Source organism: Psychrobacter sp. KFRI-CH2-11 (assembly GCF_038239325.1).
GTDB lineage: Bacteria > Pseudomonadota > Gammaproteobacteria > Pseudomonadales > Moraxellaceae > Psychrobacter > Psychrobacter celer.
The window spans coordinates 748,628-767,213 of record NZ_CP151283.1 but is presented as its reverse complement, the minus strand read 5'-3'; the positions used below and the strand labels follow the sequence as shown (position 1 = coordinate 767,213).

14 protein-coding genes and 1 tRNA gene are annotated in these 18,586 nt (G+C 46.5%); 6 read left to right on the top strand and 9 right to left on the bottom strand.

The genetic code is table 11. From position 1 onward, the window contains the following. Positions 1–80 precede the first annotated feature (80 nt). Together AADH33_RS03245 and AADH33_RS03240 are read right to left on the bottom strand one after the other, a co-directional pair. Entirely contained in the window at positions 81–1,460 is a 1,380-nt protein-coding gene (locus AADH33_RS03245; protein ID WP_348549553.1) for an NAD-dependent succinate-semialdehyde dehydrogenase, read from the bottom strand. Positions 1,461–1,846: 386 nt separating this feature from the next. After that, positions 1,847–2,836 (bottom strand): LysR family transcriptional regulator, encoded by a 990-nt coding sequence (locus AADH33_RS03240; RefSeq protein WP_075100589.1) that lies wholly within the window; start codon positions 2,834–2,836, stop codon positions 1,847–1,849. Positions 2,837–3,649: 813 nt separating this feature from the next. Here AADH33_RS03240 and AADH33_RS03235 point away from each other — a divergent pair. Beyond that, positions 3,650–5,236 carry an isocitrate lyase gene (locus tag AADH33_RS03235; protein ID WP_075100588.1) on the top strand — a complete coding sequence of 529 codons (1,587 nt, stop codon included), beginning with the start codon at positions 3,650–3,652 and terminating at the stop codon, positions 5,234–5,236. Positions 5,237–5,367: 131 nt separating this feature from the next. Beyond that, positions 5,368–7,008 carry a CYTH and CHAD domain-containing protein gene (locus AADH33_RS03230; protein ID WP_348549552.1) on the top strand — a complete coding sequence of 547 codons (1,641 nt, stop codon included), beginning with the start codon at positions 5,368–5,370 and terminating at the stop codon, positions 7,006–7,008. Between the two features lie 119 nt (positions 7,009–7,127). Here the strand turns inward: AADH33_RS03230 and AADH33_RS03225 are convergent, their stop codons facing one another. Both AADH33_RS03225 and AADH33_RS03220 read right to left on the bottom strand, forming a co-directional pair. Next, positions 7,128–7,742: a nitroreductase family protein gene (locus AADH33_RS03225; RefSeq protein WP_100749795.1), complete on the bottom strand. Its 615-nt coding sequence runs from the start codon at positions 7,740–7,742 to the stop codon at positions 7,128–7,130. A 207-nt stretch (positions 7,743–7,949) separates the two neighbouring features. Further along, positions 7,950–8,489: a L,D-transpeptidase gene (locus tag AADH33_RS03220; protein WP_348549551.1), complete on the bottom strand. Its 540-nt coding sequence runs from the start codon at positions 8,487–8,489 to the stop codon at positions 7,950–7,952. A 146-nt stretch (positions 8,490–8,635) separates the two neighbouring features. On the opposite strand from AADH33_RS03220, the gene AADH33_RS03215 reads away from it, so the two are divergent. Continuing rightward, complete coding sequence (locus AADH33_RS03215) at positions 8,636–9,898, top strand: hypothetical protein (protein WP_348549550.1); 1,263 nt, start codon at positions 8,636–8,638, stop codon at positions 9,896–9,898. A 168-nt stretch (positions 9,899–10,066) separates the two neighbouring features. Here AADH33_RS03215 and AADH33_RS03210 read toward each other — a convergent pair whose 3' ends face one another. Continuing rightward, entirely contained in the window at positions 10,067–11,305 is a 1,239-nt protein-coding gene (locus AADH33_RS03210; RefSeq protein WP_075100583.1) for an argininosuccinate synthase, read from the bottom strand. 334 nt (positions 11,306–11,639) lie between these two features. On the opposite strand from AADH33_RS03210, the gene pyrC reads away from it, so the two are divergent. From pyrC to AADH33_RS03195, 3 genes are all read left to right on the top strand, one after another. Then, the gene (gene pyrC, locus AADH33_RS03205) at positions 11,640–12,710 is read left to right on the top strand and encodes a dihydroorotase (protein ID WP_198336562.1); all 1,071 of its coding nucleotides are present in this window, start codon (positions 11,640–11,642) and stop codon (positions 12,708–12,710) included. A 223-nt stretch (positions 12,711–12,933) separates the two neighbouring features. Further along, complete coding sequence (rnt, locus tag AADH33_RS03200) at positions 12,934–13,692, top strand: ribonuclease T (RefSeq protein ID WP_075100582.1); 759 nt, start codon at positions 12,934–12,936, stop codon at positions 13,690–13,692. Positions 13,693–14,180: 488 nt separating this feature from the next. Continuing rightward, a tRNA-Glu gene (locus AADH33_RS03195) sits at positions 14,181–14,256 on the top strand. Between the two features lie 411 nt (positions 14,257–14,667). Here AADH33_RS03195 and AADH33_RS03190 read toward each other — a convergent pair. The 4 genes from AADH33_RS03190 to eno all read right to left on the bottom strand — a co-directional run bounded on the left by AADH33_RS03190 (position 14,668) and on the right by eno (position 18,290). Then, positions 14,668–15,291, bottom strand: coding sequence for a BLUF domain-containing protein (locus tag AADH33_RS03190; protein WP_348549549.1), 624 nt, complete (start codon positions 15,289–15,291; stop codon positions 14,668–14,670). Between the two features lie 376 nt (positions 15,292–15,667). Continuing rightward, positions 15,668–16,381, bottom strand: a complete 714-nt coding sequence (gene ispD, locus AADH33_RS03185) for a 2-C-methyl-D-erythritol 4-phosphate cytidylyltransferase (protein ID WP_348549548.1) — start codon at positions 16,379–16,381, stop codon at positions 15,668–15,670. Positions 16,382–16,545: 164 nt separating this feature from the next. Continuing rightward, positions 16,546–16,854: an FtsB family cell division protein gene (locus tag AADH33_RS03180; protein ID WP_100749800.1), complete on the bottom strand. Its 309-nt coding sequence runs from the start codon at positions 16,852–16,854 to the stop codon at positions 16,546–16,548. 119 nt (positions 16,855–16,973) lie between these two features. Next, the gene (gene eno / locus AADH33_RS03175) at positions 16,974–18,290 is read right to left on the bottom strand and encodes a phosphopyruvate hydratase (protein ID WP_348549547.1); all 1,317 of its coding nucleotides are present in this window, start codon (positions 18,288–18,290) and stop codon (positions 16,974–16,976) included. Between the last annotated feature and the right edge of the window lie 296 nt (positions 18,291–18,586).

Below are 18,586 nucleotides of genomic sequence, written 5' to 3'. Positions count from 1 at the left end.
CCCTCATTCAATAGTTGAATGAGGGGGCTTGTTGTATGCTAGTACACACTATTAGTACCTGCTAATGGCTTCGTATGGCATTAGCCATTATGCACATGAATGGCTTTGATATTGACGAATTCTTTGATACCAAAACCGCCATGCTCGCGGCCATGGCCAGAGTTTTTGACGCCGCCAAATGGTAGGGCTGGATTTGCCAGTCCATAACCATTGATATAGACCATACCGGTGTCAAACTCTTCACGCGCCAAGCGGATGGCTTTTTCTTCGTCCTTTGAGAAAATAGCACCACCGAGTCCATAGCGACTATCATTGGCGATACGCAGCGCATCTTCTTGATCCTGAGCACGTATTAGCGAGGCCACAGGGCCAAACAGCTCGTCATCATAGGCAGGCTGGCCTTTTTTTACGTTTTCTAAAATAGTTGGCGGATAAAAACTGCCCTTGCCTTCTGGCAGCTCACCACCGACGGCAACGGTCGCGCCTTTTTTCACACTGTCCTCAACCTGCTCATGCAGTTTTTCTTGCAAGTCTTTGCGTGCCAATGGCCCCAAATCTGAGCTGTCATCCATCGGGTCGCCTGACTTTTTGCTTTGGAACTTGTCGATGATACGCTGACGAAACTCGTCATACACGCTATCTACTACGATAAAACGCTTGGCCGCTACACATGTCTCACCGTTGTTGATCAGACGCGCCTGTGTACAGGTCTCAACGGCCAGATCCAAATCAGCATCTTCTAGCACGATAAAGGCGTCATTTGAGCCCAGTTCTAAGACGACTTTTTTGATAGCCTTGGCGGCTTGCTGGCCCACCACACTACCTGCGCCATCACTACCAGTGAGCGTCACACCACGCACTTTATCGTTACCGATCAGAATCTCTGATTGATCATGATCAATCAAAATCGTGCGAAACAGGTCATTTGGTAAGTCAGACTCATGGAAAATTTTCTCGATTAATAAGCCAGAGCCTGTAACATTAGCAGCATGCTTTAGCAAAATACTGTTACCTGCCATCAAATTGGCAATGGCATAGCGAAAGACTTGGTAAGCTGGGAAGTTCCATGGCTGCATACCGTAGATAACACCAATTGGCTGATAAGTTACGATGCCTTTTTTCATATTTTCGATATCGCGCTCATCGTCAGCTAATGCAGTGACACCTTTTTCTGCCGTATAGTCGCAGATGGATTTACACAAATCTATTTCCTGCAGGCTCTGACTATAGAGCTTACCGCGCTCTTTGGTCATGAGGCGAGACAGCTCTTCTTTATATCTCATCAAGGTCTCGCCAATCGAGCTAATAACCTTCGCCCGCTCCTCGTGGCTGGTTTTACGCCACTTTAAAAAAGCTTGGTGCGAAGCATCGACGATTTGATTGACCTCGTCATTGCTCATGTAGTTATATTCTTCGATATTTTCGCCCGTTGCTGGGTTTACTGTCGTAATATCTGCCATGATGTATGTCCTTGTTGTTATACATGATAATGGTTTATTTGAATCAATTTTAAAGTATTGATCGACTTTCAATCGGCTCACTTAAATGATGATATCGAGTCATCTTTATAGTGTTATAAAACTTAACAATAGCCTTGTTCATTGTTTTTTTTCTTAAATCTCATTTATCATAGCAAAATGCTCAGCAAGTAGGTTTACAAGATATAAAGAAGTGTGCATAAGATGTTAAGAGTGTCACTGAGATATTAATCTCTCTTGTCTAATAGAGGTTTAAAAGATGGGTGCTCAATTCAGTTAATGGTCATTGACTGAGTTAAAAACAAAAAACCAGCCCTATGGCTGGTTTTGAGAGAGTAAGCTGATAAGTAAAGGCAAGACGTATTAAATCAAAACAAATGATTAATGACAGGTATGTTTTGTGGCGGATTTTCCTCTTCAGCGACCACCTGACGCGCCACGTGCATGATCAGCTGACGCAACCAGCGATGGGCTGGATGATGCTGAAGTAGTGGCGACCAAGCCATCGTCAGCTCAAATTCAGGAATAAAAAATGGCGGCTCTTCCATGATGATACTGTCGTTGTTGGCCTGCATACGAGCCACGCGTGTCGGCAAAGTGGCAATCAAGTCTTTATTTGCTGCGAGCATAGCTGGCATCTGATAATGGCGAGTAAAAACGCTGATTTGCCGTTTTTGACCCAAGCGCTGCAATGCTTGGTCGATAGAGCCAAGCCCGCCAGACTTTTCAGGGTTGACCCCAAACCCGACCCCCATACCTGTTTTGGATACCCAAACGTGCTGAGCTTTTAGGTAGTTTTTTAGATTAAAGCGGTTGGCATAAGGGCTTTCAGAGGACAGCAAACAACTGAAGGTATCACGCCAGACCAGCACTTGGTGAAAGCTCTGCGGTATCTCATTAAAGCGGTTGATCGCCAAGTCCACACGGCCCTGCTCCATATCACGGTAGGAGACATCAGAGGGCGTCAAAAAGTCCAAAATCACATTGGGCGCTTCAGAGCGCAGCGCTTTGACCAGCTTTGGCACCAGCGTCGCCTCGGCGTAGTCTGAGGTCATGATGCGAAACACGCGTGAGGTGCTATAAGGACGGAATTCTGTGCGTGGTTCCAGCACTTGCGTCAAGTCAGCCAATATCTCACGAATACGTGGCTGCAGTTCTAATGCACGCTCCGTTGGCGTCATACCCTCGGACGAGCGCACCAATAATGGGTCATTAAACAGCTTGCGCAACCGCCGCAAAATATTGCTCATGGCAGGCTGGGTAATGCCAAGCTGCTCGGCTGCCCGCGTGACGTTTTTTTCTCGTAACAACACATCTAAATGTACCAATAAATTTAAATCTACCCGCTGCAAATTCATATATATTTCTCTTGGCTTTTGAATAAACGCCTTTTATAAGCTTGGCATTTTTTGTGCAATTATGCTGACCATCAGCCTGTAACTGCATAATATCGCTATTTATTTTATATTTTGCGTTAGCGCCCACTGATGATAACGCGATTTACCAGTCGTAAACCGCTGTTATCTATACATTATAACCCATAAAAATACTAAAGATAACTATCATAAATTAGATAAATCTTGGTAAGGCAGTTATAGTGAATCCCGTAGATGATTTGCAACACGGACCACAACCATCCTATTTGTGCGCTATTGATACCGGTCTATCAGACTCTGATGAGCCGGTCGTACAAGCCGCCAAACCGTGTTGACAAAAGATACATTTATGAAAGTCATCGCTGCGACAACGTTATAAAAATCCCGATCGCAGGCCAGCTACCCAGAGGATATCGGTCATGGATTGCGACCAAACCCAGCGATTACGGCATTGAATATTGTAACATCTCTTATCGCCAATGATGACACTGCTGTCTAATAATTTAGCGTAAGCCCCTGAGCAATATATGGATACGCCCCATTGTTATCGATATTTTACCCATTATCTGTCGACGACCAAGTTTAGTAGCTTACTTGTATTTGTGAGCAGGTTTGTTTAGGGTAACTAAGGCTTGAACAGATGCTCGAACGGATGACTGATGATGGTCTCTGATCTGATAAGCCGCCGATAACACTCAAATAAAGCATCACGATACGCTTATTTGGTCAGACACCATTAGCGTTATTTTAACATGGAATTTTTCGTTTTTTTACACCCCACCAAGGAGACTATAGATGTCAACTGCATATAAATCAGCGATCGACGTAGTACGTGAATTAAAGCAAAAGCACGGTAACTGGCAGAATATCAGCGAGACTGATGCGGCACGTATGATGATGCAAAACCGTTTTAAAACCGGTTTGGATATCGCCAAATATACTGCAAAAATCATGCGTCAAGACATGGAAGACTATGACAACGATACGTCTCAATACACACAGTCTTTAGGTGCTTGGCACGGTTTTGTCGCTCAGCAAACCATGTATGCAAAGAAAAAATACTTTGGCACCACATCTAAAACCTACATCTATCTATCAGGCTGGATGGTAGCTGCCCTACGCTCTGAGTTTGGTCCACTACCTGACCAATCTATGCACGAAAAAACCTCTGTGCCAAAGCTAATCGAAGAGATCTATACGTTCTTGCGTCAAGCCGATGCTAAAGTACTAAACGACTACTTCCGTGAGCTAAACGCAGCTGAAGAAGCGGGTCAAGATACCTCAGCTATCTTAGAGAAAATCGAAAACTTCGACTCGCATGTTGTGCCAATCATCGCCGATATCGACGCAGGTTTTGGTAACGAAGAAGCCACTTACTTGCTAACCAAGCAAATGATCGAAGCCGGTGCTTGTGCCATTCAGGTTGAAAACCAAGTATCTGATGCCAAGCAATGTGGTCACCAAGCAGGTAAAGTCACTGTACCGCACGAAGACTACATCGCCAAAATCAATGCCATTCGTTACGCATTCTTAGAGCTTGGTGTTGAAGACGGTGTTATCGTTGCTCGTACTGACTCTGAAGGCGCATCGTTGACGCAAAAAATCCCAGTATCAAATGAGCCAGGCGACCTTGCTTCTCAGTACATCGACTTCATCGACGTTGAAGAAATCGACATCGCTGACGCAAAAGAAAACGACGTCCTTCTAAAGCGTGACGGTAAGCTGGTTCGTCCAGTACGTCTGGCTAACGGCCTATATCAGTTCCGTGAAGAGACCAACATCGATCGCGTCGTACTTGACTGTGTGACTGCGCTTGAAAACGGTGCTGACCTACTGTGGATCGAAACACCAACGCCAGATGTTGCCCATATCAAATCAATGGTAGATCGCATCAAAGAGCAGCAGCCAAAAGCCAAGCTTGTATACAACAACAGCCCATCATTCAACTGGACGCTAAACTTCCGTAAGCAAGTAATCGCTCAGTGGGAAGAAGAAGGCAAAGACGTATCAAGCTATGACAAAGATAACTTGATGAGTAGCGATTACGACGGTACTGAGCTTGACGCTGCCGCTGACGTTGCTGCACAAAACTTCCAGCGTGATGCGTCACGTGAAGCAGGTGTCTTCCATCACTTGATCACCCTGCCAACTTACCACACCACAGCGCTTAGCGTACATGAGCTTGCTAAAGGCTACTTTGGTGAAGAAGGCATGCTTGCTTATGCAGCTGGCGTACAACGCAAAGAAATCCGCGAAGGTATCTCTTGTGTTAAGCACCAAGCCATGGCGGGCTCTGACTTAGGCGATGATCACAAAGAGATCTTCTCAGGTGACAACGCACTAAAAGCTGGCGGCGAAAAGAACACCATGAACCAGTTCTAATCATCGACTACTTTTAAGTATAATTGATACAAAAAGCCGTCCTACATACTGTAGGGCGGCTTTTTATTGTCCTATCATCACGCATAGGATGGTAGACTAATAATCATTCGTCGTCATTATTAGGAGTCATTATGCAAGAGATCGAACTCAAGTTTTTGGTCCCAGAGTCGCGGCTTAAAGGCTTGATGCGTCAAGCAAAAGTCAAATCCTCTCAAACCACACAAATGGCTGCCCACTACTATGACACCCCTGATCAGCAGTTGGCGCAAGCAGGGATTGGCCTACGCATTCGTAAAGAAGATGATACATGGGTGCAGACCATCAAAGCTGGCGGCGATGGTCTGGCAGCTCGCCTAGAGCACAACGCCACCTTAGACCCTGAGCACGTACAAGCCATGCTCGCTGACAAAGCGCTTATGCCTGATTTGAGTATATATAAAGACACCGCCATCGCCCCTACTCTTGCGTCCTTTAAGCTCAAAAAACTCACCAAAAACCTCACTCAGCTGTATGTCACTGATGTCGAGCGCACCACCCGCCTGTTAATAGAAGACAATGATGAAGGCGCAGACAATCAGCTGGAGATGGCCTATGACTATGGAGAGATTGTCCACGGTAATGATGATGCGCTGCGTGATTGTATTCAAGAAATTGAGTTTGAGCTGGTGTCAGGCGCTATTGATTTTTTATTTACGACAGCCAAAGTCTGGTGCAAGCGTTATAAGCTGTGCTTATCTACCATCACCAAAGCCGAGCGCGGTGGTCTATTGATTACAGGACAAACGCATAGCCCTGCTGTCACTGCTGATACTCAGCTTTCTCATATCGACAACCATACCAGCATGCCTGCGTTTGTACGGGCGGCGGTACATCACTGCCTACTACATATGCTGCCTAATAGCAGCGCTATCGTCTCTGGGCGCTATGATGACGCCCATGTCTTGCAGCTAGCGATCGGTATCACTCGCCTGCACGCTGCTCTGCAAGCGTTTGCCAGCTTCTCTGATGAGATCAACCCTGAGTGGTCACCTATACTAGAGCAAACTCAAGCGTTACTCAGTGACTATCAGCACCTTACTCATCTGGTCTCTACTGTAGAGCCACATTTACAGCAATATGGCGCGCCTGCTGTAGAATGGGGGGCTGATATTGACGCTATGAAAGTACGGCCCATGGACGCTGTCTGTGCCAATGACTTTCAACTAACCTTACTGGAGCTGATTGCTTTTGCGATGAGTGATCCAGCGCTTGAGCCGCACGCGGACAAGAGCGCAAAAGAGGCGCTAACAGCCGTGCTCCTCAAGCAGCAAAAAGCATTTGTGCAAGCCGAGGAGCGGCTACAACATAAAAGATCCCCATGCTTAGATGGCGCTGAGTCAGAAGAGAGCGCTACCGACGATACCAAGAAAAACGGCGGTGCCCAAGAGATGAAAGACACCCAAGAGAGTCAGCAAGCCCTACTAGCGTTAAACCAGCAGGTGACGACCTTATATTATGTCCATGAGTTTGCTACGCCTTTGCTCAAGACAGGCCACAAAAAAAAGAAAGCGAAAAAGAAGCTCAAGCACCAGCGTAAGCACTTGCTCAAAGCAAAACAGGTACTGAGTCACTATGACGACGCCATGCGTTATGGCCAGCACTATCAGCAAAAATCAGCGACAGAGACGCGGGCGCTATTTGGCGCAGGCTGGTTTGCTGCTACCCTAAAGACCCAACATAAACCTCTTCAAAAACGTTTGGCCAAAGTCAAAAAATCGCTGATATCAATCTAAACCATTATGTTACATACAAAAAAAGACAGCTCATGGTTGATGAGCTGTCTTTTTATCATTGATATCGGTAACACAAGGCCACGTTATCATCAGGCAGGCCTAGGGCGTGTCTGACTCTCTTATAGACCCAGTACTTTCATACGCTCACTGACCGGCTGATAGGTTTTTTCGCCAGCAGGGGCTTTGATATTACCAAATGGCATCTGTGCTATCAGCTCCCAACTGTCCGGAATAGCAAACGCTGCCGCGGCATCTTCATCTACCAGTGGGTTATAATGCTGTAGGTTGGCACCGATATCCAGCGTACGCAGCTCTGTCCACATGGCATACTGGTGCATGGCCGAGGTTTGCTCTGCCCAAATAGGGAAACGCTCAGCATATAAAGCAAATTGCTCTTGCAATGACTTGGTCACGTTTCGGTCTTCATAAAATAAGACGGTACCCGCCGCCGCTCGAAAGCCGTCCAGCTTTTGCTGACTGCCTGAAAAGTCACCGTCGCCGACCGCTGCCCGCAGTTTTTCTTCAGCGATATCCCACAGCTTTTGGTGCTCGTCACCAAACAACACCACCAGACGTGAAGACTGCGAGTTAAAGGCTGAAGGCGTATGCAAAAGCACTCGTTCTGCCATGTTGATAATCGCTTGCGGCGCGACTGGTAATTCATTGCCCAATGCATATACCGAACGGCGCTCATCAAAAGCTTGTTGTAACGTGACTAGACTTTCTTTAGACATTATCGTTATCCTTATCATAAAAGAGGTCATAAGTGAGCGGTATCTGGCACGACACGCTCACTTTTAATAAGGCAAACATTATATCAATATACTAAATAATATCCAGTCTCTATAAAGTTGATTTTATCAATCACTCCGTAAAGTTATTCTGCTTGATGTTGCAATGTATCTGACACGCTTGCTTGACCAAAGCCACTATCTGCTCATCTACGCTGCCACGATAGACACAGGCGTACCTTCCTTGACTTGCGCAAATAACGCTACGATGTCGTCATTGCGCATACGCACGCAGCCATGCGAGCGCGCAACGCCCATCGGCTCGGTGTCGGGGGTGCCATGAATATAGATATAACGCTGATAGGTATCACAGCCACCTTGGGCATTACAGCCTTTATTGTACCCTTCCTCGAGACCACTTAACCATAAAATTCGGCTTAGTATCCAGTCGCGCTCAGGATACTGCTTTCCGAGCGCATCATCATAGATCTCCCCAGTTGGCACCCGCCCGACAAATACAGCATTGATCGGCGCATCGCCTCCTATTTTTTGAGCAATGACATGCTCGCCAAGCGGCGTACAACCGCTATCTTGCTGGCTGCCGATACCGTTTTTGGCGGTAGATACGGCGTATCGCGCTATTTTTTTATCATATTGGTAGAGTGTTAAGGCTTGCTGAGCAATATTAATCACCAAATGCATATCAAGGTTTTTATCAAAGCTTTTATCAACGTTTTCATTATTTTTCATAGGATATATCCAGCGTTCAGTCATCTAATTGATGTCTGTGTCAACCGTGTTGTGAGTCAATGAATTGAATTTTTCTATTATTAAGGGATTGTGCCGAGACATTTGGCACCGTAATATAGGGGCACACTTTTTGATGCTAGCAGATTATGACGACTATTTCACCGACACGTGTGTCGATGTATGATTTTTTATATCATGATACCCAGCCTATGGTGTCGCTTTTGGCAGATGCCGCCCAGCTTTCACTGCCGCAGGCGCGCTTAGCAATGGATGCCAGCCTACAAGCTATTGTCAGTGCGCTCCTCGCCTATCAGCAGCGCTATCAAGGACAGGCGGTCAGCAAAAAGCTATTTGGGCGCGGCGCGGTCAAAGAGCTACGCCAATACAACTCGATGAACTTTGCCACGTTAGGGGCGACGTTGTACCATCGCCACGACGCTGCTGATGCGATATTTAACGATAATGCCCGAGTCATCAAAGCCAGTGAGCGCATTGCTTCTCAGATAAAAACCACCTCGCCACAAGTACAAATTTTGCTCACGTTTTTGTGCGTGATTGCACTACGTGAGCTGGCTATCTTAGCAGATTATAGTCAGCTAGATAATGATGAGATCGATAAGTGGTTTGCGCTGCAGCCGCAGTTTTTAGCAGCTGAGCGTTTTGCGCAGGCTCATACGTCTAAGACGGTCGCCGCACAAGCACCGAGCCAACATGACAATATAGACACGCCGTCTGCTGCGACAGAAGCATCATCTGTAAGTGCCGCCGAGCGCCGTCTATTGAGTAGCGCGCAGCTATCTAGTACGCCCCCGATTTTTGACCCTTATTGGTACGAGCTGACTGGGTTTAGACCTGACAATCAAAGCCCTGTACAAGATATGCAGCTGGCCACTGGCAACTACCTTAAGGCCATCGGCCGCTCACCTGACAATGTCCAGCAAGGTCATCACAATGATATGCTGGTCTTTGCCCAAATGCCTGCCGTCGCGCTACCGCATCAGCGCTGGCTATTACAGCTGGCAAAGATATCTGATATCTATTTGAGCCGCAATCGCCTGCGCATAACTTCCGAGCCTGCCAACCCACCAAAGCCGCCTTTGGTCAGTTTAGGGTTAATCGGCGGTAATAACGACAACACACCAGCCACCATCAGCGAAAAACCGATTGAATATGACGCGGCCACGCCACTTTGGAAAAACCCCGTTATCCTTTTGATCGTCGCTGTGATCGGTGTCCTTGGTGCTCTTGCGATGCTCAAGTATCAAAACCAAAAGTCAGATGGTATGGTGCTGGCAACTGAGGAAGTCATAGAGCAAGACCGCCTAAAAGAGCGTCAGCAGCAAGATGTCGCCATTGTTCGAGTAGACGATGACGAGACTGCACCCGCAAATGACCAACAAACCAAATAGATAACCTTTTTTATGACCAGACTTATAACATCCTTATAACATCCTTATAACATCTTCATAATACTGTCATAAAAAAAACAAAGGCCGCTATCGATAGCGGCCTTTGTTTTATATTTTATATAATGACGTGCTTTTTGATGATCAATTTATCAAAAACAGCATAAGCGCTTATTTTGATAAATCACGACCGCGGCTGGCTTCGATGGCCAAACGCAAGCCGTTTAGACGGATAAAACCTTCTGCGTCTTTTTGATCATATGCGCCCGCATCATCTTCAAACGTGGCGATTTTTTCATCAAACAGTGAGTCATCTGACTTACGACCAACCACGCTCACCGCGCCTTTATACAGCTTCACACGTACCGTACCATTGACATACTCTTGTGATTTGTCAATCAATGCCTGTAGCATCATGCGCTCAGGGCTAAACCAGTAGCCGTTGTAGATGATTTTTGCATAGCGCGGCATCAGCTCGTCTTTTAGATGCGCCGCTTCACGATCTAGGGTCAGCGACTCGATACCACGATGCGCTTTTAGCATGATGGTACCTGCTGGCGTCTCGTAGCAGCCGCGCGACTTCATACCGACATAGCGGTTTTCGACGATATCCAAACGACCGATACCGTGCTTGCCGCCTAGCTCATTTAGCTTAATCATTACCTCATATGGCTTGAGGCGCTCACCATCAATCGCAACGATATCGCCTTTTTCATACTCTAGCTCTAGATACTGCGCCTCGTCTGGGGCATCTTCTGGGCTGACCGACCAGCGCCACATATCTTCTTCTGCCTCGGCGTATGGGTCTTCTAAGATACCGCCTTCATAAGAGATATGCAGTAGGTTGGCATCCATTGAGTAAGGCGATTTTTTCTTATTGCCGGCATAGTCAATGGCAATATCATGCTCTTTGGCATATTGCATCAAGCTCTCACGGCTTGACAAGTCCCACTCACGCCACGGCGCAATGGTCACAACATCAGGCGACAACGCGACCGCACCAAGCTCAAAACGTACCTGATCGTTCCCTTTACCTGTCGCACCGTGACTGATGGCATCGGCGTTGTGCTCTTTGGCAATCTCCACCAAACGCTTGGCGATGAGCGGACGGGCAATAGACGTACCGAGTAAGTACTCGCCTTCATAGATGGCATTGGCACGGAACATCGGGAAGACATAGTCACGCGCAAACTCTTCGCGCAAATCTTCGATATAGATATTTTTGATGCCCATGGCTTGGGCTTTGGCACGGGCCGGCTCAACCTCTTCGCCTTGACCGATATCAGCGGTAAAAGTAATCACCTCAGCATCATAGGTTTCTTGCAGCCATTTAGCGATGATGGAGGTATCAAGACCACCTGAATAAGCCAATACGATTTTATTAATATTTTTTGGATCAAGTTGAGCCATGAATAACTCCTATTATAAAGTTTTGATGATGAGAATTGAGTGGGGATAAAAGCGCTAATCGTAGACAAAAAAATAAGCCACCTGCTCAGTGTACATCATATTTACTATGGGCAAAAGTACCACTGCCCCGTGTGGCACGCTTTTGCGTTAAATCTTAAATAAATATGTTTTGGCGGTAGTTATTTGGCATGCCAGCTGGGTCATTGCCCACCTGTCTCTCATAGCGACTATATCTGGTCACATATTTAGTCAAGTAGGCAAATCTGTTATGATAGTCGGGCAGTATCACTCCCTTTTATTTCCCGTATATGACGATATAGAGCGCGACGACCTTATGACTGATTCGATTAGAGAGTTGACCATTCTTCAGCCAGACGATTGGCACATTCATTTGCGCGACGGCAAGGCACTGGGTACGACCGTGCCACATGCTGCAGATAGCTTTAACCGTGTCATTTGTATGCCAAATCTTGTCCCCCCTGTCAAAACTGTCGATGATGCCCGCGCGTATCGTGAGCGTATCATGACGCACTTGCAAAACAGCGACATAAGCGCTGAGCGCATTGCAGCGTTTGACCCCCGCATGACGTTATACCTCACAGACAACACCACGCCACAAGACATCGAGATGGCCGCAAAATCCGGTATCGTCCAAGCGGTCAAACTTTATCCGGCAGGGGCCACGACCAACTCGGCTGATGGTGTCACTGACATCAGTGCATGCGTCGATGTGTTTGAAGCGTTAGAAAAATACGACTTGCCGTTATTGTTACATGGTGAGGTGACGCAAGATCATGTGGATATTTTTGACCGCGAAAAGCGGTTTTTAGACGAGGTATTGGCACAAATCATCGTCAAATTTCCCACTCTAAAAATCGTCGTCGAGCACATTACCACCAGTGACGCCGCTGATTTTGTCTTGGCACAAGGCAACCATATTGCCGCGACCATTACCCCGCAGCATCTGATGTTTAACCGCAATCATTTGCTGGTCGGTGGTATCAAGCCGCACTTTTACTGCTTACCTATCTTAAAGCGTGAAAGCCACCAAAAAGTCCTGTTAGACGTGGCCACAAGTGGCAATCCAAAGTTCTTTTTGGGCACCGACTCCGCCCCGCACGCAACCGACAAAAAAGAAGCCACGTGCGGCTGTGCCGGCTGCTATAGCGCCTCTATCGCTTTGCCGTTATATGCCACTGCCTTTGACAGTGTCGGCAAGATAGACAAACTAGAAGGGTTCGCCAGTCGTTTTGGCGCGCAGTTCTATGGTCTGCCTGTCAACCAAAGCACCATCACCCTTGTAAACACACCAATGCAAGTGCCAAACGCTTATCCGTATTTTGACGGCACTTCATTGACACCGCTGCTGGCGGGCGAGACACTCCCTTGGTCAATTAAAGACTAATTCGACTAAAGACTAAGTTGATTAAAAACTAAGCTAACTTAAGAATAAGTGGCAGCGGACGTCAAAACCCGCGCTTTTATTTGCTATCCGACGATATCGACGCTACCTTGATTACCTAAAGCGTAGCTGAGATCGTAGGATGGTTTTTTAGTGATTGTTTATTCAATTTAATAATTATTTATTCAATACAACAGCACGACTGACAAAAGTGATTTAACGTAATATGACCATTCAAAACGATACCGCCTTACCCCGCAACCCTGAGCACACACCGGCGACTAGCGCAGATAGCACTGCAGGTTCGTCAGATGAGCAAGCACCACTGAGCCTAAAAGACCGGTTTCGTAAATTTTTGCCTGTCGTCGTCGATGTGGAGACAGCAGGGTTTAACGCGCAAACAGATGCGCTACTAGAGATCGCCTGTATCCCCATCTTACTCAATGAGCAGGGCGTGTTTTATCCAGGAGATGCGCTAAACGCCCATATCGAACCCTTTGAAGGGGCAAACCTAGAGCCAAGTGCGCTGGCATTTACTGGCATAGATCCCAAAAACCCTATGCGCAAAGCCATCGCCGAAGACGAAAAGACTGCTTTACGGCGTATCTTTAAAGGTTTAAAAGAAGTCAGACGTGCAGAAGACTGTCGTCAGTGCGTGCTCATCGGTCACAATGCCCATTTTGATTTGGCGTTTTTAAATGCCGCAGTGCTACGTACCAATAGCAAAAACCACAATCCTTTTCATAACTTTTCGGTATTTGACACCGTGACACTGTCGGCCCTTGCTTTTGGTCAGACGGTACTGGCACGAGCCTGTAAAGCAGCAGGGTTAGAGTTTGATGGTAAAGACGCGCACTCAGCGCTATACGATACGCAAAAAACTGCCGAGCTTTTTTGTCATATCTTAAACAGCTACCCCATGCTCGCAAATGCCATGGCTACTGAGCCTACCGAAGCTGACACCGCTACGCAAACTGACAAATAAGCCTTTAATCACATATCCTATATTGTTATGCCTTCATAATAATGCTATTGGTAAGACTAGCTGACTTTACCCTCTTGGTGTTTTAGTCGAAAAGGATATGAGAATAAAAACAGTACGCTGACGAGCCATACCAGCCTACTGTTTAGCGGTCTTATCATCCTACAGATGGTCAAAGTCGCCCACACGTCCTTGCAGTATGTGAGTCATAACTGCAAGGCTTGATAGGAGGGACTCTACTATGGATCCACAGCTTAAGTTATGGGGCACCATCCTCGGTTATATGCTACTAGCCCTGACTATCAGCGCTTGCACCTCTCTATGGATTCGGCATCATTTAAAGCGCAAAGACCTGCATCCGCGCCGCGCTATCAAAAAAAGATATTTAATTTTAAAAAGACGAAGAAAAAGGCTTGACAGAAAACGCAGACGCCATTAGAATACGCACCACTTCAGCATAAATGGTGAAAGCAGCTGAGGTGTTGTTACTAGTCCCCATCGTCTAGAGGCCTAGGACACCGCCCTTTCACGGCGGTAACGGGGGTTCGAATCCCCCTGGGGACGCCACTATAAGGCGTCACTTATTAGCCCTTTTGCTTAGCATAGCTTTTACTTAGCATCAGATAAGACTGATAAGCGTACCATCGAAAAGCCCCACTCATAAGATATTATGAGTGGGGTTTTTTTATACTGGTTTTTTGACTCAATGACTTGGTTTAGCCAAGCCAAGCAAACCACACCCTTCTCTGCTAATGAGTCACCCTTTTTCTAACTTTTAAGCTCTAGACTCTATTGACCTACTCCTGCCACCAAAATTAAACGCTATCTGTCTGATAGATAGCCACAAAAAAGCCAGCAATAAATGCTGGCTTTGCAAGTTTAAAGTTGGCTACACACTGCTTATAGTCCGGTCAAATAAATAAGATATAGCGAAGCTGGTATAAATCTTTGCCGTACCCGTCGGCGCAGGCTAACTTCCTACCAGATTTTATCTGATAGCATCAGCCACAACAATGCGACGACTATCATCGAGCCCAATACCGTTTGAATCAAAAAGAACGCTTGGTGTTGACCGACTACTTTACTTAAGGTTACCCCTAAGGTGCTGTACTTGATTGGCTGGGCATCAGTATTGCCTGTTCTGATTTGTTCTTCGTAGTAGTTTTGCAAGATATCCAAAAACCTGCGCCACTCATCCGCATTCCAGTTATAGGGTTTAAACGGCATAAATTTCTTTAGCTCAGCATTTTTTGTCATCCAGCGCTCAAGTGTGATAGAGCGCAGCGACCAGCTCGAAAAACGGCGCTCATCAATCGCTGAAAAATCCAAAATCTCCATGTCTTTGTGTCGCTCATCTGCCAACAAGCGATTTTTTAGATTGGTCAAAGCTTGCTCCGACCCCTCTACACATTGCAAAAAATACCCATTGCCATAGCAAAGGATACCAGTAATCTCATCCGTTTGGTTACGTTCAATCGCAATCTCTGAGATGTCATTAAGTGTACTGGGACTTGACAGACCAGTCGAAGTAATCCGGCTGATGTACACCAGCTGGCAAAGATCCGTCGTTACTGGATTTGTCGAATCATTGATTATTGACAATCCGCTTCTCCCTATATTTAGGTTAATGTAGTTAAAACAACCATACTAACGTTAAAAAAAATCTAGAGACAAGACAATCAAAAGTCATCAACTGGCTTGTTATATTATTGATTTTATAAGTGTTTATATCAATTGTATTAAGTTAGTTACATCATAGGCTAGTTTCGTCATCAAAGCAACCTATGTTTACCTTATAAGTTTGGTTGTAGATAAATAATGATATATTAGTATGCCATTACATTCACTAAAACAAATATAATAGAAATATCGCTTTGTATTTTTTGCAGCGATAATATACGGTTGTATCAAAAAATCAAGGGGTTTAATAAAACTGATGGTTCTAGCGTCTACGTAAAAGCTATCAAGGTAAAAGCTATCAAGTTTGCAGACTCAAGATAGCAGAGAGCAAGGCGGCATCATCAGGATACGTCAATTTGATATTTTGGCGACTGCCAGCCACCAAGCGGATGGGTAACCTCAGAGACTCAAAAGCACTGGCTTCATCTGTGATTGCTATCTGCTGTTCACTGACATGCTGTAGGACTTTTTGTAATTGGTCTAGCCGAAAGACTTGCGGCGTTTGTGCTTGCCATATATTGCTGCGATCAAGCGTTTGCGCAATATAAGTAGGTAGCCTCGCGTCTTGTGCATAGGAGTGCTTGAGGGTATCAGCGACTGGCGTGGCTAAGATAGCGCCATACGGCTCATGCATCGCCGCCGTAATGACCTTATCGATATCACAGCTGGGCACCGCTGGGCGCGCAGCATCATGAATCAAGACCAAATCGGTATCTGCAGCACCCGACTGCCGAATGGCTTCCACGCCCGCCTGCACCGACTGCCAACGCTCAGCACCGCCAGTGGCATATTGTACCGGCATGGTAAAATCGAGCGTTTGCGCGGTGGTGTCGTCCGCAGCGATGACCAGCCAGCACTGCTCGATAAAGACACTACAAGCGAGCCGCGCCACGCTATGCTGCAGCAAGGTCTGGCCTTGAAACAAGGTATACTGCTTGGCCATAGACGCACCAAAACGACTGCCGCGACCAGCAGCAACGATCATGGCATGTATGCGAGGAGTGGTATTCATGAGCCAAGGCCTATCAAAGAAAAATCACGGGGAGCCATGAAGCGGCGCTAAAAAAGGGGAAAAGATAAAAAGAGAGAGACTGAAAAGTGTCTGAATGTCATCGTGGTTATAATGATAATGACAAGACCAAGATATCGCCAAACGACTGGCTTAATGTGCCCGCCTTAATAACGACTGTGCGTCGTCGGCGCCGTGGAAACCTGTACAAAGGTTTCATTGGGTTTGATCAAACCTAAGTCTAAACGAGCATGCTCTTCTACCGCCTCAAGACCGTTTTTTAGGTCATGAACGTCCGTACGCAACAAGTTATTTGCTGATACTTGATTGTCATTTAAGCGCTGCTGCTCTTCGATTTGTGTCAGCAGTTTTTGATGCTCAAAATGGCCATTTTCACCCAGCCAGTACTGATATTGCAGACCTAAAAGCACTGCAACGGCTAAGGCAAGTAGCATAAATTGGCTAAAGTATTTCATAAAGGGTTTGCGCCAAACAAGACAGAGAGAATCAACACAGCTCAATATGCTGAACGATACCGCAAAAGCAGCCTATCGTCCAGCATACACTTACTTATCGACTGTAACTATAAGAGCGTTTAGCCACGTAGGCCAATGAACTCTTCACGGCCACGGTAGCTGGCGCGTACTTGCTGCTCGATACGTAGCAATTGGTTGTACTTCGCTACGCGGTCTGAACGGCATAGTGAGCCTGTTTTGATTTGACCGGCTGCGGTACCGACTGCCAAGTCTGCAATGGTGCTGTCTTCTGTCTCACCTGAGCGATGCGAGATAATCGTCGCATAGCCATTTTTCTTCGCCAGATAAATGGCATCTAGGGTTTCTGACAGCGTGCCGATTTGGTTAAATTTAATCAAAATCGCATTGGCAATGTGCTTGTCGATACCTTCTTGCAAGATAGCAGGGTTGGTCACAAACAAATCATCACCAACCAACTGAACTTTATCACCGATTTGCTCAGTTAAGTACTTCCAGCCGTCCCAATCTGACTCATCAAGGCCATCTTCGATAGAGATGATCGGATATTGACGCGTCAGGCCTACGAGGTAGTCTGAGAAGCCTTGGCTATCAAAGGCTTTGTTGCCCTCACCTGCCAAGACATATTGTCCGTTTTTATAGAATTCACTAGCCGCACAATCTAACGCCAAATGAATCTCTTCACCAGCCTTATAGCCGACCTGCTCGATCGCTTGCATGATGACAGTGATGGCCTCTTCGTTGCTACGCAAGTTGGGCGCAAAGCCCCCTTCATCACCAACCGCAGTATTGAGGCCTTGTGATTTTAGGACAGACTTTAGGCTATGGAAAATCTCTGTACCCGCGCGCAGGGCTTCTGAGAAGCTGGTAAAACCAACTGGCTCAATCATAAACTCTTGGATATCAACGGTGTTGTCGGCATGCTCGCCGCCGTTTAGGATATTCATCATTGGTACCGGCATGGTCAATGATGTCTGATTGCGCAGGTTGGCAATGTATTGATGCAATGGCAAGCTTTGTGACTTAGCAGCGGCTTTTGCCGTGGCAAGAGAGACTGCTAGCATGGCATTTGCGCCAAGGTTGTCTTTGTTTTCTGTGCCATCTAATGCAATCATCGCATCATCAATGGCTTGCTGCTCGGTGACGTCTTTGTCCATAAGCGCACTACGGATCTGGCTATTGACGTTGGCCACGGCTTTTTTGACACCTTTGCCCATGTAGCGATTTTTGTCGCCATCACGTAGCTCGAGGGCTTCACGTGAGCCAGTAGACGCGCCACTTGGTGCAGCAGCACGGCCGATAGTACCATCAGCCAAAATGACGTCAGCTTCGATGGTTGGGTTACCGCGCGAGTCTAAAATCTCACGGGCACGAATGTCTTTAATTGCGGTGACGTTGGTGGTTTCTTCAGCGTACATAATGTCTGTTAATTCCTTTGGTCATGCCAAGTTTGTGGGATAAATAACGGCAACTAGAATACAAAAAAGATAAAATAAAATATCGTATAGCGCAGGCCCAAACCTGTCTTGCCTACTTAGTATAATCGGCTGGGTTTGGACAAAATCAAGCGTTTATTTACGGCTTTCATGAGTGGCTATCGTACGTGGCATCATAGCATAAATTTCGCCAAACTTCCCTTCTCTTACACCGACTGACGCTCATAAAGTCATACAAACGCTCGGTTATCCGCCTATCTGGCTCACGGCGATATCGG

What these genes read in the sequence shown, in the direction of transcription:
- AADH33_RS03245 (WP_348549553.1), bottom strand. Translation starts at nt 1,460, where the DNA reads ATGGCAGATATTACGACAGTAAACCCAGCAACGGGCGAAAATATCGAA.
- AADH33_RS03240 (WP_075100589.1), bottom strand. Translation starts at nt 2,836, where the DNA reads ATGAATTTGCAGCGGGTAGATTTAAATTTATTGGTACATTTAGATGTG.
- AADH33_RS03235 (WP_075100588.1), top strand. Translation starts at nt 3,650, where the DNA reads ATGTCAACTGCATATAAATCAGCGATCGACGTAGTACGTGAATTAAAG.
- AADH33_RS03230 (WP_348549552.1), top strand. Translation starts at nt 5,368, where the DNA reads ATGCAAGAGATCGAACTCAAGTTTTTGGTCCCAGAGTCGCGGCTTAAA.
- AADH33_RS03225 (WP_100749795.1), bottom strand. Translation starts at nt 7,742, where the DNA reads ATGTCTAAAGAAAGTCTAGTCACGTTACAACAAGCTTTTGATGAGCGC.
- AADH33_RS03220 (WP_348549551.1), bottom strand. Translation starts at nt 8,489, where the DNA reads ATGAAAAATAATGAAAACGTTGATAAAAGCTTTGATAAAAACCTTGAT.
- AADH33_RS03215 (WP_348549550.1), top strand. Translation starts at nt 8,636, where the DNA reads ATGACGACTATTTCACCGACACGTGTGTCGATGTATGATTTTTTATAT.
- AADH33_RS03210 (WP_075100583.1), bottom strand. Translation starts at nt 11,305, where the DNA reads ATGGCTCAACTTGATCCAAAAAATATTAATAAAATCGTATTGGCTTAT.
- pyrC (WP_198336562.1), top strand. Translation starts at nt 11,640, where the DNA reads ATGACTGATTCGATTAGAGAGTTGACCATTCTTCAGCCAGACGATTGG.
- rnt (WP_075100582.1), top strand. Translation starts at nt 12,934, where the DNA reads ATGACCATTCAAAACGATACCGCCTTACCCCGCAACCCTGAGCACACA.
- ispD (WP_348549548.1), bottom strand. Translation starts at nt 16,381, where the DNA reads ATGAATACCACTCCTCGCATACATGCCATGATCGTTGCTGCTGGTCGC.
- AADH33_RS03180 (WP_100749800.1), bottom strand. Translation starts at nt 16,854, where the DNA reads ATGAAATACTTTAGCCAATTTATGCTACTTGCCTTAGCCGTTGCAGTG.
- eno (WP_348549547.1), bottom strand. Translation starts at nt 18,290, where the DNA reads ATGTACGCTGAAGAAACCACCAACGTCACCGCAATTAAAGACATTCGT.